Consider the following 13581-nt stretch of genomic DNA (forward strand, 5'->3'; position numbering starts at 1 on the left):
ACTTTTACAAAAATAAAAAATAAATAGAGATATTACCCTTAAGAAAATCGACCAAAGGCAAGCCACCTATAAAAACCTTGTGCGCTCATACAAAAAATAGAATATTATCTTATTAGCAAGTCCCAAAACCGATATATTCAGCCCTGAAGAGGTTGCCATGAATCTGCCAACCGTTAAGCAATTGCGCTACTTTATCGCCCTAGAGAGTCACGAACATTTTGGTAAGGCCGCTGAAGCCTGCTTTGTCTCGCAATCAGCGTTCAGCACGGCTATTCGTGAGTTGGAAACCACCTTAGAAGTACAACTGGTTGACCGAACGAATAAAAATGTCACTGTCACGCATGTAGGACGGCAAATTGCAGTGGAAGCACGGCGTTGCTTGCGGGATATTGAAAATCTTGTGGAATTGGCCCGCAGTAACCATGCCCCCCTAACAGGTGAACTGCGTGTTGGTATTATTCCAACCATCGCACCTTTTCTGCTGCCCAGAGTCTTACCTCCCCTACGCCAGCAGTTTCCAAACTTGCGCTTGTATTTAAGCGAAGACATTACTCAACGGGTTTACGAAAAACTAATGCATGGTGAGTTGGATCTCATCATTATTGCCCTGCCCTATGCCTTACGCAATGTTGAGGTGATGTCATTGTTTAAAGACAGATTTTTCTTAGCCTGCCGCGAAGACACCCGGCACACCCGCCCCAAGCACCACATTTTTAACGACCTCGACCCGGAAAGTATTTTGCTACTGGAAGATGGTCATTGCTTACGCGACCACACGCTCTCTGCCTGCCATTTGCAAGATATGGATAAGATCAGTCGCTTCACCGCCAGCAGCCTACTCACCTTGACACAAATGGTAGACGCCGATTTGGGCATATCCTACTTACCGGAAATGGTCAAAGGTTCCACGTTACTCACCGGCACAAATGTCAAAATCTGGTCATTACAAGACGAAAGCTATCGAGAGATTGGCTTAGCTTGGCGGCGGGGTAGTGCTCGTGAAGTCGAGTTTAAACAACTGGGAGCCTTCATCAAAACAACTTGGCTAAAACTGTTGGAAGCGGTTTGATCCCCAATACTGGCTGATCCGCCCATCGGCTTTTTATACAAGGCAATTTCCACTAATCGGTCTTATCATTCATTTTGAGCAAGCGGCATAAGCAAACTGCATAAGCATGGCATACAACATCCTCAGGAACACTACTTTTCCCGAGGACACCATGCTTATACTATCATTGATAACAAGCCTGTGCGTGACATGGATTGCGCTTCATTTACTCAAGCCCGTCGCTTATCGCGCTCATTTGCTTGACATTCCCCAAGGCCGCAAACAGCATATTGGTGCGGTTCCACTCATCGGTGGCATCTCCGTATTTCTCGGTGTCTCTGCGGCTGTATTACTCACAGTACCCAACGACGTCGCTGTCACTACATGGTTGTTGTGTGCTTTAGGTATCGTGTTATTGGGTGTTGCCGATGATGCGGAAGACCTTTCCGTCAAATTACGCATCGCCATGCAAATTACCCTAACGTTAGCACTGTGCATTGGCAGTGGCGTATCCCTGGCAAATCTCGGTAACTTGTTAGGGCTAGGTGAAATCGACTTAGGTGTATTCAGCTACCCTTTCACTGTGTTGATTGTACTGGGAGTTATCAATGCCTTTAACATGATTGACGGTATAGATGGCTTGTTAGGTTCTGTCGCCTTGGTTTCATTACTTAGCTTGGTTATGTTATTTGGCTTATCTACTCATGCACATCTCTTGAGCGTCAGTGTGATTTTTGTTGCCGCACTGGTTCCATACTTACTGAATAACTTGGTACTTCCACCGTTTAAAGAAAAGATTTTCATGGGAGATGCAGGCTCTATGCTGATTGGCTTAACCATCAGTTGGCTGTTAATTGAAGGCACACAAGATACTACTCAGCAAGCGTTCCGCCCAGTAACAGCATTGTGGCTGATTGCGCTACCGCTGATGGATATGGTGCGTGTTATTTTAGTACGCCTACGGGATCGCCGCTCACCTTTTGCTGCCGGGCGTGATCACTTGCATCATCTGCTGTTAAATATCGGCATGAGTAAAGGCGCAACATTACTGACCATGGCTGCCATAGCCTTAGTGTTAGCGAGTGTTGGTATCCTCACCGAATACCTGCAAACCAGCGCCAGCGTAATGTTCTACGGTTTTTTACTGACCTTCTTGGCTTATCTGCTGATGGTCGCGCCATTGGTTGATGCTGAAAAAGACAGTCTGAAAAACTGGCTCGAAGCAGCCTCACTTACTCAAACTGCGCGGAAGATTCTTGCAAGATACGGAAATAATTAATAAACGGCGGGGTTTGCCCCGGTCTTAGGCGTAACGACCGCTCCTCAAAATACGGGGGAGCGGTTTCGTCAGTGTAGACTCTGATTTGCATACGGTATAAGGGTTGTTGACTGGCATCAAGGAAAGCCCCACCGAAATCCGGCTGCACGTATTGCCCTTCAGACTCCTCGCGCTGACGCATGTAAGCATCAACTTTTGCTGCATCCCCTTCTGCCAACAGCAACAAGGTCTGACGTGGGGCAAGCATTGGGTTAATACCCGCAGCACCGGAGTTGACTGTCAGAAAACGAGTCAATGCCTGATAAAGTGGTGGTGTCATACCCAACACTTGTTGTAATTCTTCAATACGCTCAAACGGCGCATCCTTCGCCCCGAATGGCAAACCGGCATTCTCATAATCACCATCTTCTGCACCGTTGACACGCCTTAGATCGTCCACATCACGGAAATCCTCCAGAATATCCAACATGTTTTGGGTCGCTTGCTCATCCAAGCCCGCTTGCTCCAGAATAAGTTGCAGCAACGGACGGCTGGCGTAATTGATGTCGATCAAGCCGTTTTCACCCACCACCCGGATTTCGGCTTTCATGCCCTCGTATTCCCACAACAACGGCGCACCACCTAGCTTGAGATCACGCTCTTTATTTGGCAGGAACAATTGCAACACCGCATAATGCGCCGCCGCATCCGCAGCAGCACGCGCTTGCGCACTGCGCCGTGCGTAATCCACCATACTGGTTTCGGTACGGGTCGCGTATAACAGACTGGCAGCAAGCGTCATCATCACCATAATCATCCATAACACAACGATCATGGCAACGCCGGATTGTTTATTTTGCATAATCACTTACCTGTGGCAAATCCACCAACATCTCAGGCCATGCACGTTCTGGGTCTGCCAAGGTCAGCTTCAATATATCGGGGTAACGCGGCTTATCCTCCCAGTCAGATACCCAATCAGGGTCTTCACCTTCCGTTTCTGCGCCAAAATATTCAAAAGCCGCCGCTTGCAAGCCCTCGAATACCAACACGGGTTCGGCTTCTGCAAAGGCATCGTCCCACGTCAATTCGGGGCGATAAGGTGCAAACAGCATTTCCAGCTTTTTACCTTCTTTCGCCGCCACGATATTCAGTTCAATCAGGAATACGCCCCCTTGATGCTGCAACGGTTGCAAGGGTGCGGCATAACGTAACGACGTCGCCGTTCCCTCAAACGCATACACCTTCGCCTCTTTTTCACCGGCAATCTTCACCACCATCGCTTGGCTTAACTGACGGCGTAAAAAATCGCTGATAAGGCGCATGTCTTCGGTTTTGTTCATGCGGGTATCGGCTGCATCCCAACTGCGCCCAATCGTATTGAAACTGGCAAACAAGGCGAGGAACAACAAGGACACTAACGCGAATGCAATCAGCATTTCCAGCAAAGTGAAGCCACGTTGCTTCATGTTTGCTCACCAAAACGTAACGATGACAGGTGGAATTCGCGAGCACTGTCACCACTTTTCCATGTCACGACCACTTCGACACGATAGAGTTGTAATGGCAGCGGCATTTTTTCCAGTGCCTCACTGAGTTCGATGGTCGACATTTGGACTTCCCAACGGTAAGCAGAACCCGGCTCAGTGCCACTGACGTTACCCTCTTCGACTTCAATTTCACTGCCGACGGCGGCAAGGCGCGATTCTGCCACTTGCACGGCGAAACTGTATTCATCCGCCAGTGCCACACTGCGCATCGCAGAGCCAAACAATTGCAGTAACACCCCCACGACTAACCCCATCACCACAAAAGCGACGAGAACTTCCAGCAGGGAAAAACCTTTATTGGATTGAGACACGCCCCGTCACCCATTCCACATTGACCTTGTAGGTCTGTTGATTGTGTGTCAATTCCACCGAACCACCCGTGGAACTGCCATCAGGAAAAAAGCGAATACCGCCTTGCTTAGCGGTATCAACTTCAGCAGCACTGGTATTGATTTTGGCGGTAATCGCCGTACTGAATTGGCGGTCGGCATCGGCAGCACCACCATCAATCCAGAAACGTTTTTCCTGGACATTCATCTTCCACAAGGTAGGCTGTTGACGCATCACCGCTTGCGCCCGCGCATGACGCAAGCTGGCAGCCACCTCCCGGCTACTTTTACGCAAGACGGGCCCTTCAGACAACGAAGTAGCCACCACGCCCATCAATAACCCACCGATGATCAACACCAGCAGGACTTCAAGGAGCGTGAACCCCTTATTTCCAGAGCGTAATATCGGCATCTTCGCCTTCACCCCCGGCGACACCATCCGCACCCAAGGAAATCAGATCATACGGTTGACCGTTGCTACCGGGGCGCTTGTACTGGTAGTCATTGTTCCAGGCATCTTTAGGGACTTCACCTTTTTTCAGGTAAGGGCCATTCCAGCCACGCGCACTCGACGGTGCTGCTACCAACGCTTTCAAGCCATCCGCCGTGGTGGGGTAACTACCCACTTCCAAACGGTACATATCGAGTGCCGCGCTGATATTTTCAATCTGCACTTTGCTGGATTGGCTTTTGCCTTTGCCGAGGTATTTCATCGCCTGTGGGCCGACGATCCCCGCGATTAAACCGAGGATAACCAACACGATCATCAGCTCAATCAGGCTGAAACCACGTTGTTGCACAGACGGGTATTGTTGAGACTTGGATTGCATTATTAACTCCTTGTTATTATTTATCTTTCAATAGTTTGTGATTTTCTTAGGAAACTATTTCACCAAATCAGCCATATTGATCATCGGCAATAACACCGCACCAATAATGACCAAAATGGAAAGCGCCATGACCAGAATCAGCACCGGTTCCAACAGTGCTAACATCTGTTTCACCGACGTTTTCACTTCATCGTCGTAAATATCAGCGACTTCGCGTAACAGCTCTTCCATACGCCCCGTTTCCTCACCCACGCGCAGCATGTGCAAGGCATAAGGAGGAAACACGCCTTTGCCCAATAATGTACGGGTCAGGCTTTCGCCTTGCTTAAGGCTATCCGCTGATTCTTCGACAGCCGCTGCCATCACCCGATTGCCGACGGTATTCTTCGCAATTTTTAACGCCCCCAAGAGCGGCACACCGTTATGCAGCAAGGTGCCAAGGCTACGCGAAAAACGAGCCGTTTCGATCTTGCCAATCAAATCGCCAACAATGGGCCAGCGCAACATGCTGCGATCCAATCCAGTCCGAGCCTTTTCATTGCTAAAAACGTACTGAACCCCCAACAAAATCAACAAAAAGCCACCCAACACTGCCCACCAATAATGCTGTAACGTCGCAGCAGCACCCATAACCACCTTGGTAATCGTTGGCAACTCCGCCCCCATATCGCCAAACATTTGTGCAAACTGCGGCACAACGAAGGTGAGCAACGCAAAAATCGACACCACTGCCACGAAAGCGAGAATCGCAGGGTAAATCAGCGCGGAAATCACCGTACCACGCAACTCTTTCGCCCTTGCCATGTATTCGACCAAACGTGCCAACGCATCATCAATCGAACCACCGGCCTCACCTGCCCGCACCATATTGATGTAAAAGCGTGAAAACTTACCGCTAGCTTCCAATGAATCAGCAAAGCGTTTACCACTGCGCACACTGTTTTGGATACCTTGCACCAACGCAATCACCGGCGGTTTATCGCCGATTTCCAGCAAAATACCCAAGGCACGGTCTAACGGCAAACCCGCACGTAACATGGTGGAAAGTTGCTGAGTCAAGGCCATAATATCGGGCTGACTCACGGCTTTACTGGCAAAGAAACCACTGGATTTTTTACTGGCAGTATTTGGCGCACTGACAGAAGCAGCGGATTTACCCGCGCTGATTTTGATGGGAATCAGCCCTTGCGCATTGAGACTTTCGGCGGCTTGCGCTTCATTAGTCGCTTCCAGTGTGCCCTCTTTCGCCACGCCTTGCGGAGTAATGGCTTTGTAGCTATACGTTGGCATTCGGGGTCTCCTCCGCCACGCGCAACACCTCTTCCAACGTCGTTACCCCTTTGAGCGCTTTGAGCAAGCCGTCTTCATACATGGTGCGCATTCCGCTTTTACGGGCTTGTTCTTGCAATACACCGGCGTCTTCATGCTTAAGAATCAAACGGCGCAACGGGTCATCGACAACTAACACTTCGTGGATAGCGCTACGGCCTTTGTAGCCAGAATTGCCACACGCGCTACAGCCTCTGGCGTGCCACAAACGCAATTCGCCTTCGGGTTGATAGTGACGCAAACCGAGTTCCTGCTCAATTTCCGGCAATACCGGATGCGATTCGCGGCATTGCGGGCAAAGACGCCGCACCAAACGCTGGGCAAGAATCCCATTCACCGTTGAGGTGATGAGGTAATCCTCAATTCCCATATCCATGAGCCGGGTAATGCCGCTGGCAGCATCATTGGTGTGCAAGGTGGATAAGACCAAGTGACCCGTAAGAGCCGATTGAATCGCAATGCGGGCAGTTTCCACGTCGCGCATTTCCCCGATCATAATAATGTCCGGGTCTTGACGCACGATGGAACGCAAGGCATCCGCAAAATTAAGGCCAATTTTGGGGTTAGCCTGAATCTGGTTAATCCCTTCGAGTTCGTATTCCACCGGGTCTTCAACCGTTAAGACCTTATTTTCAGGCGTATTCAATTGGGTCAAGGCAGAATACAGCGTGGTCGTTTTTCCTGATCCCGTAGGGCCTGTCACCAGAATCACGCCGTGGGGGGCATCCAATTGCTGTTGCACTTTGCGCAAATTATCATCGGAAAAGCCCAGGGTATTCAGATCAAGTTTGACACTGTGCTTATCCAGCAAACGCATGACGACACTTTCACCGTGCATGGTAGGAACCGTAGACACCCGCATGTCTATTTCTTTGCCCTGCGCCCGTAACTGGATGCGCCCGTCTTGTGGCAAGCGACGTTCAGCAATGTTGAGTCGTGCCATAAGCTTGAGACGTGAAATAATCGCGGCGGTCAGTTGTGGCGGGGGAGACTCGACTTCGTGAATCACGCCATCAATCCGGTAACGGACTTTCAGATGGGTTTCAAACGGTTCAATGTGAATATCAGAGGCGCGTTGGCTCATCGCATTGGTCATGATTTGGTTCACCAGACGAATAACCGGCGCTTCACTCGCCATGTCTTTCAGGTGTTCGATGTCATCCAAATTATGATCCTGGCTGGTAATCTCGAAATCGTCATCGCCACCACCGGCCTCTTTTTTGCTGGCGTCACTGCCATACAAGCGTTCAATATTGGCACGAATTTCGGTAGGAAGCCCTAACAAGGGTTCAACTAATTTACCACTTGCCATGCAAATGGCATGACGGGCAAATTCATCTTGTGGGTTGGACATGGCCACCACCAAGCGGTCGTCTTCTGCCTGCAAGGGAACAATCTCAGCATTACGCATGTAATTGATGGCAATGCCGGGGTTTTCGACGGGTAATGAGGGGTAGTCTTTGCTCAATGCCATGCGCACATTCAAATGACGCGACAGCACAAACGCAACCTCTTGTTCGGTAAGCATACCTAAGCGTACCAGCACGCTACCTAAGGGCTGACGAATTTCTGCCTGCGCTCGCAACGCACGCTCAAGATCAGTGGGTTTTAATTTGCCTAGTTTGACCAGCCTTTCGCCAAACAGTGCGGCTGGAGCATGGGATGTCGCAACCTGCATGATAGTATTTCTTTATTATTATAATGCGACCCCATTTTAGGGATAGGAGGGAAACATGCAAGCAGTTTCCCCCCAAACGGTCGAAAAATGACTACCGTTTAGATACCACTATTGCCCACAATCATTGCACCACCGATACCCGCAACCAGCGCGACAACCATCAGCACGATGGAAACCAAGGCCAAAATACCGATCAACTTCCAAAAACTGGCTTGTTGGCTCAGCGCTGTTTCCAAATCAGCGACGCTCAATGAACTCGTCAGACGTTTAATCGCGCTGGCATAGCGCAACAGATACAACGAGGCCATGAAGTAAATAACCCCAATGACTAAATACAAAACGCCCATACCGATCATCATACCGCTGCCAAACGGCGCAATGTCAGCATCGACACCCTCCATATTGCCCATCATGGCTCCCCCCATCATCATGGGAACCGCTGCTAATACCGTAAATGCCGTGCCAATAAATCCCAAAATAGCCAAGAATAACACCCATGGACGGGTTTTCTGCATCGCACTGATAATCTGGTCAGTCATGACACCCGTTCCACCCGCCACATCACGGACAGCCGCACGCGGGGTTGCAAAAGCTTCTTGAACACTCATCGTCTTTTCCTTTTGTTGTAAAAAATAGCCAATCTAGCACCAAACTAGACTGAACACATACTTTACTGGATAAAGTGCAGCGGGCATTAATCAGACATAATCGACGTAAGAATGCGTACCATCCGCTCCCGATTTTTAGCGCGGAAATAGTCTTTGTTTTGATAAAAATCCACGGTTTCATTAGCCCACCACCTCGGTACACCCAACAGCGGGAAAGGATTTAAGCTAGCAGTGGAAGACAAGCCCCCCTCCTGCAACAGGTTTACCACCACCTGATCCAAATAAGCGTGTTGCTGCGCCAATGATCGCAAGAAAAAGTCAGGCTCCACTTGCACCAATAAGGCATGAGCTGTCATCCCGACATAAGGTGTCAGCATCTTCTCCAAAGTGGCATGACCGATCATGAAACAGTCAATTTCACGCCCCCACGCAGCACGTTCCTGCCAAAACAAAGCCTCCCACGCGAAATCCACGACTTGCTGCAAATGCTCACGACGACTGGCGACAATGATCACACCACTCTCATCCAATACAGTTAACGCATCGCGCTGCGGGGTACGCGGTTTGCCATACCGCACTATGTCAGCAGCGTGTAAGGCATTAATCATCACCTTGGTTTGTGGAAACAAGCTCCACATTAAAGCATTAAAACAATCGTGCCAATTAGCGCGAGTGGCCACCATGCCATGCTGAAAAATTCGCTCCTCGTAGTACAACTCAGGAAACGGCAAGGTATGGTCTTGCGGTACAAAATGCACCGGCAAACCCGATTGTGCACAAAGATCAGCAGGCAATAAAAGGTTTAAATATTCACAGTCAGGCCAGTTTTCCAGGTTCGACCAACCGTCACGATTCCGCAACTGCTGGAAACACGGGTGCAAACTCTCAAAAGCAGGATTCCAAAGGTCAGGCTTCATCCTGTATCCGCTAATAACATAAACCGTGAATTTTAGCGCAACTGTGCCTCCCTTATCCGCGTCTTTTTGTCTATAGTCATAGGGCAGCAATATGCCGAAAGAGGTTGGAGTGAAGTATTCAAGCAATGTGTCATCAAGTTCCCTTGGCAAACAACACGGCTTTGTATTTAAGCTGATTCACTCATTGATATTGGTGGTAGGCGTGGTTAGCCTCGTTGTCATGTACAAAGCAGGTAAACTACCTTTTATTAATTACCGACCTGACTTATCAGGCTTGAATTTTGGTGGGAGTACCAGCAATAACAGCGACAACTTATGGGAATCAACGAATAACTACATTCAAGCACAGCAACGCAGGGCTGAACCCGTTACGCAACAGCGTGAGGACACAAAATACACGACCAATCGTTATACCGTACAGGTGGCGGCTGGTTATGATTCAAGACAATTGTATGGCTGGCGTGATGCTCTCGCCGCAGATGGCTATGATGCTTATCTGGTCAGCCTGAATACGCCGCGTGGGCTAATGTTCAAACTCAGAGTAGGTGCTTTTACGTCGCACAAACAAGCTGAAAACTTACAAGCAAAAATTCGCAAACGTTACCCCAACAATTTTGGCGCGAGTTTTATTGTGGAAGGCGACTAAACCTAATCATCATTTATTATCTGGCAAACAATTCGTACTGGAAGTTTTGTAAGCCCTGATCAGCACAGTGGACACTCCCCTGCATCACATAAGCAGAAGGCGTTACCACCCCACCTTTAATAACCACACCCTGAACTTCCTGACCACAACGGTTGCCTTTAACGGGCGTTCCCACCACCGCCACGACTGACGTGGTTTTATCATGCCGATAGACTTGGGCTTGCGCTGAACCCGGTGATTTTATGAAATAACAAGGCGCCATCGGCTTGAGCCAAAGCTGGGGTTCTGTTTTTCCTACCTGCAACCGACAGCCCCCCCCTTCATCACGTAACACTAAAGCTAAACCCGCCACCTGCATTTGATCGGTAACATGTGGCGTGGCAAGACGCTCAGGCAATACCAACGTTTGCGTTGCTGAAGACTGGTCAGATTCACAAGCCGTTAGCAACAACACTAACAGGGTTATACTCACATAACTTAATGAACCGGCCAAAACCACACCTCCTCCGAACGCTCGAAGTAATCCAGCGACCCATCAGCTAACGCAGGCCCTTCCCAACCCGGATTTTTTTCACGCATCAGAATACCCGTGCCATCCCACAGGTCGATATGATCACCTTGGTTGCCTACCCCCCAAAAATTGTGAAAACACACAAAGCCAGTACGTCCTTTGAAGGCTCCCCACGACACATTGCTGCGAATTTCCACGGTTCCAAAGCGCCCCGGATTGCGGCGCATCCACTCGGCTACTTCACGCGCTCGCAAGGTGTGTCCCTTATGCCCCCGATACCAACAGGTTGTTTTGTCATAACCTTGCAGCAAGTTACTACGCAACAAACACGTTCCCATTAAAATGGCGCACTGATTACCAAAATGTGGATTGCCATCGGCATCACGGCAGGGAAAGGTCTCTCCCGTTTCAACCGTCGGATGATTATTCCAAAGGATGCGAAAACCTAAATTTGGTCCTTCCGCTGGCAATGTTTGTACCGGCGTTTCCACATCACTGTCAGCAGGCGGATGCGTATCCCCTAACGGCACAAACGCTGGCGGGGGGGGCGGCAATGAAGGTGCATCCCGCAACTCTTCCACAATAGCCGCACGTTCTGGTTCAGTTGTTGGCAGTGCAGGAGCAGCAACCGGCGCTGGATTAACGGGGGAAACGGCTGCCGGTACTGAATGACTGGCGGGAGCTGCTGGCGTTGAGCGACGCCACCGCAATAACGACAGCAACCAGTTCCAGAACGAATTTGACTCAGGCATGAGACACTCCTTGGTAAACGTGCTATGACTATAGGCAAAAATCCCCGTATTAGCCCGACTAAAATCCTGTCAACTGCCTACGTTCCCGTAACTTACTGCTACGTGGAAAATGCGCACTCAAAAACTCCATCTGGTCAGCCAGAATATTGCGCCCTTGCAAGAAAACATATTCTGCATACGTTGGCTGAAAAGGAATAGCCAACAAGGGCATGTGCGCCTGTTCTGGGGTTCGCCCACCTTTGCGGCTATTACACAGTTTACAAGCGGTAACTACATTCGTCCAACGGTCAGGCCCCCCATGTACCAAAGGATGTACATGGTCACGGGATAAGTCTTTTTCTTGAAAATGTTGACCACAATACAAGCAAATGTGGTTATCACGCCGAAACAACAACGGGTTACTGAGGGGGGGGACATAATCCTGATGCAACTGCTGTTTGCTGCCTAGCGTCGCGATAATGGAATGGAGTTCGATGCGGCTACGTTGCCCGGTGATGGCGTTAACCCCCCCGCGAATGGAGAGAATGGGAGTCCCGCAGGTGTAAGCCACTTGCTCAGTGTAATAAAGTTTGACTGCCGTTTGGAAATGAATCCATTCCAACGGCATCCCACTGACATCCGTCCGCAGAATTAGCTGGTTCAAGCTGATCATGTGCAGCATGATTGCAGATTCCTGACATAAATCAAGTATTCATCATATTTTTCATGAAGTTGTCATCACCTGCTGAAATCATTGAGCCATGTCAAGTTTCAACAGCCGCACTTCAGGCACACTGCACGCATTGATTACTTTGAAGATACCCGAAAGGAGACCAGCATGTTTAGTTTTGATTATGGCCTGCCCGCAGCGATTGTGATTGCACTGATCCTGTTCGCATGGTTCAGCTTCTTTTCGGTGGTTTTCTCTGGCTAGATTCTCTTAGCTTACAGTAACACTTCCTGATCTTGTCAGGGAGATGCTATTCCTTTATCCTCTTATACACATAAGTATTTTAGAGGTATGTGGATATGTTTAGCTGGGATTTTGGCATTCCGATGCTGATTGTTGTTGGTCTGATTGCTTTCGCGTGGTTTAGCTTCTTGTCAGTTGCTCTTCTTGGTTAAGCATCATGCAAATAAAAAAGGCCGCTCACGCGGCCTTTTTTATGCGGCTTCCACTACAGCCAAGCGCAGTTTACTTACCGCTGCATTTTCGAGTTGGCGAATCCGCTCTGCAGACACATTGTATTTTTCTGCCAAGTCATGCAACGTTGCTTTTTCTTCAGCCAACCAACGACTCGCCAGAATATCACGGCTACGGGCATCTAAATTAGCCAGCGCCGTTTGGAAACGCCCACGAGTATAAGTGTCCCATTCTTCCGCTTCCAACATTTCTGCCGGATCAGCAGACTCTGCCACTAAATATTGGCTAGGTGAGAAATTGGTGGTGTCATCCTCGTCTTGGTCGATACTGAGATCAAATGATATGTCATGCGCACTCATGCGTTTTTCCATTTCTAGCACTTCAGCCGTACTGACGCCTAAATCATCAGCCATCGACTGCGCTTCTTCCTGATTTAGCCACCCCAAACGCTTTTTGCCACTGCGTAAGTTGAAGAATAATTTACGTTGCGCCTTCGTCGTTGCTACTTTGACAATTTTCCAGTTACGCAGGATGAACTCGTGAATTTCCGCCCGAATCCAGTGAACCGCGAAAGAAATCAAACGCACATTCATATCAGGATCAAAGCGTTTTACCGCTTTCATCAACCCTACATTACCCTCTTGAATTAAATCACCTAAGGGCAAACCATAACCACTATAGCCACGCGCCACCTTCACCACAAAGCGTAAATTGTGGAGAATCAACTGACGGGCTGCTTCTAAATCTTCTGCATATTTCAGGCGTTCTGCTAAACCACGCTCTTCTTCTGTTTCCAACACAGGAATGGCATGGATCGCATGAATGTAACTCTCCAAATTTCCAACAGGAACGGGGAGGGTCTGTCCTCTAAGCATCATTGCGTAAGTCATGCGTGATCTCCTCATTAATTCTGGCATCATTTTAGCACTCTTATCCTTAGAGTGCTAATAACCTGTTTGGTTGCGGTTTTAGTCTGGTTCATGCCACGTTATTTTTAACCCA

The 13581-nt window shown here is 49.1% G+C and carries 16 protein-coding genes; 3 read left to right on the plus strand and 13 right to left on the minus strand.

The window, feature by feature from the left end; translation table 11 throughout:
• Positions 1–157: 157 nt before the first annotated feature.
• Positions 158–1069: a LysR substrate-binding domain-containing protein gene (locus tag QJT81_18325; protein WGZ93722.1), complete on the plus strand. Its 912-nt coding sequence runs from the start codon at positions 158–160 to the stop codon at positions 1067–1069.
• 106 nt (positions 1070–1175) lie between these two features.
• A complete protein-coding gene (gene wecA, locus QJT81_18330) occupies positions 1176–2327 on the plus strand; it encodes a UDP-N-acetylglucosamine--undecaprenyl-phosphate N-acetylglucosaminephosphotransferase (GenBank protein WGZ93723.1) in 1152 nt (383 codons plus the stop codon).
• Here the strand turns inward: wecA and QJT81_18335 are convergent.
• The 9 genes from QJT81_18335 to QJT81_18375 form a co-directional block, all read right to left on the minus strand.
• Positions 2281–3168, minus strand: coding sequence for a type II secretion system protein GspK (locus QJT81_18335; protein ID WGZ93724.1), 888 nt, complete (start codon positions 3166–3168; stop codon positions 2281–2283). The two genes, wecA and QJT81_18335, sit on opposite strands and share 47 nt — an antisense overlap.
• Positions 3158–3775, minus strand: a complete 618-nt coding sequence (locus QJT81_18340; protein ID WGZ93725.1) for a prepilin-type N-terminal cleavage/methylation domain-containing protein — start codon at positions 3773–3775, stop codon at positions 3158–3160. The genes QJT81_18335 and QJT81_18340 overlap by 11 nt, the downstream gene beginning before the upstream one ends.
• Entirely contained in the window at positions 3772–4167 is a 396-nt protein-coding gene (locus QJT81_18345; GenBank protein WGZ93726.1) for a prepilin-type N-terminal cleavage/methylation domain-containing protein, read from the minus strand. The genes QJT81_18340 and QJT81_18345 overlap by 4 nt, the downstream gene beginning before the upstream one ends.
• A complete protein-coding gene (locus QJT81_18350) occupies positions 4151–4597 on the minus strand; it encodes a GspH/FimT family protein (protein WGZ93727.1) in 447 nt (148 codons plus the stop codon). The genes QJT81_18345 and QJT81_18350 overlap by 17 nt, the downstream gene beginning before the upstream one ends.
• Positions 4572–5015 carry a type II secretion system major pseudopilin GspG gene (gspG, locus tag QJT81_18355; GenBank protein ID WGZ93728.1) on the minus strand — a complete coding sequence of 148 codons (444 nt, stop codon included), beginning with the start codon at positions 5013–5015 and terminating at the stop codon, positions 4572–4574. Before gspG ends, QJT81_18350 begins: the two co-directional genes overlap by 26 nt.
• 54 nt (positions 5016–5069) lie before the next feature.
• On the minus strand, positions 5070–6305 hold the full coding sequence (locus QJT81_18360) for a type II secretion system F family protein (protein ID WGZ93729.1): 1236 nt from the start codon (positions 6303–6305) through the stop codon (positions 5070–5072).
• Entirely contained in the window at positions 6292–8022 is a 1731-nt protein-coding gene (gene gspE / locus QJT81_18365; protein ID WGZ93730.1) for a type II secretion system ATPase GspE, read from the minus strand. The genes QJT81_18360 and gspE overlap by 14 nt, the downstream gene beginning before the upstream one ends.
• A gap of 98 nt (positions 8023–8120) precedes the next feature.
• Positions 8121–8630 (minus strand): DUF5362 family protein, encoded by a 510-nt coding sequence (locus QJT81_18370; GenBank protein WGZ93731.1) that lies wholly within the window; start codon positions 8628–8630, stop codon positions 8121–8123.
• An 86-nt stretch (positions 8631–8716) separates the two neighbouring features.
• Entirely contained in the window at positions 8717–9547 is an 831-nt protein-coding gene (locus QJT81_18375) for a DUF3025 domain-containing protein (GenBank protein WGZ93732.1), read from the minus strand.
• 202 nt (positions 9548–9749) lie between these two features.
• Here QJT81_18375 and QJT81_18380 point away from each other — a divergent pair, with 202 nt between their 5' ends.
• Positions 9750–10193, plus strand: a complete 444-nt coding sequence (locus tag QJT81_18380; protein WGZ93733.1) for an SPOR domain-containing protein — start codon at positions 9750–9752, stop codon at positions 10191–10193.
• Positions 10194–10209: 16 nt separating this feature from the next.
• Here the strand turns inward: QJT81_18380 and QJT81_18385 are convergent, their stop codons facing one another.
• The 4 genes from QJT81_18385 to rpoH all read right to left on the minus strand — a co-directional run bounded on the left by QJT81_18385 (position 10210) and on the right by rpoH (position 13469).
• Entirely contained in the window at positions 10210–10686 is a 477-nt protein-coding gene (locus tag QJT81_18385; GenBank protein ID WGZ93734.1) for a hypothetical protein, read from the minus strand.
• Positions 10671–11456, minus strand: a complete 786-nt coding sequence (locus QJT81_18390) for a T6SS effector amidase Tae4 family protein (protein WGZ93735.1) — start codon at positions 11454–11456, stop codon at positions 10671–10673. The genes QJT81_18385 and QJT81_18390 overlap by 16 nt, the downstream gene beginning before the upstream one ends.
• A gap of 58 nt (positions 11457–11514) precedes the next feature.
• Positions 11515–12117, minus strand: coding sequence for an HNH endonuclease (locus QJT81_18395; protein WGZ93736.1), 603 nt, complete (start codon positions 12115–12117; stop codon positions 11515–11517).
• Between the two features lie 482 nt (positions 12118–12599).
• Positions 12600–13469, minus strand: a complete 870-nt coding sequence (gene rpoH, locus QJT81_18400; protein ID WGZ93737.1) for an RNA polymerase sigma factor RpoH — start codon at positions 13467–13469, stop codon at positions 12600–12602.
• Between the last annotated feature and the right edge of the window lie 112 nt (positions 13470–13581).

It is taken from the genome of Candidatus Thiothrix putei (assembly GCA_029972225.1).
GTDB lineage: Bacteria > Pseudomonadota > Gammaproteobacteria > Thiotrichales > Thiotrichaceae > Thiothrix > Thiothrix putei.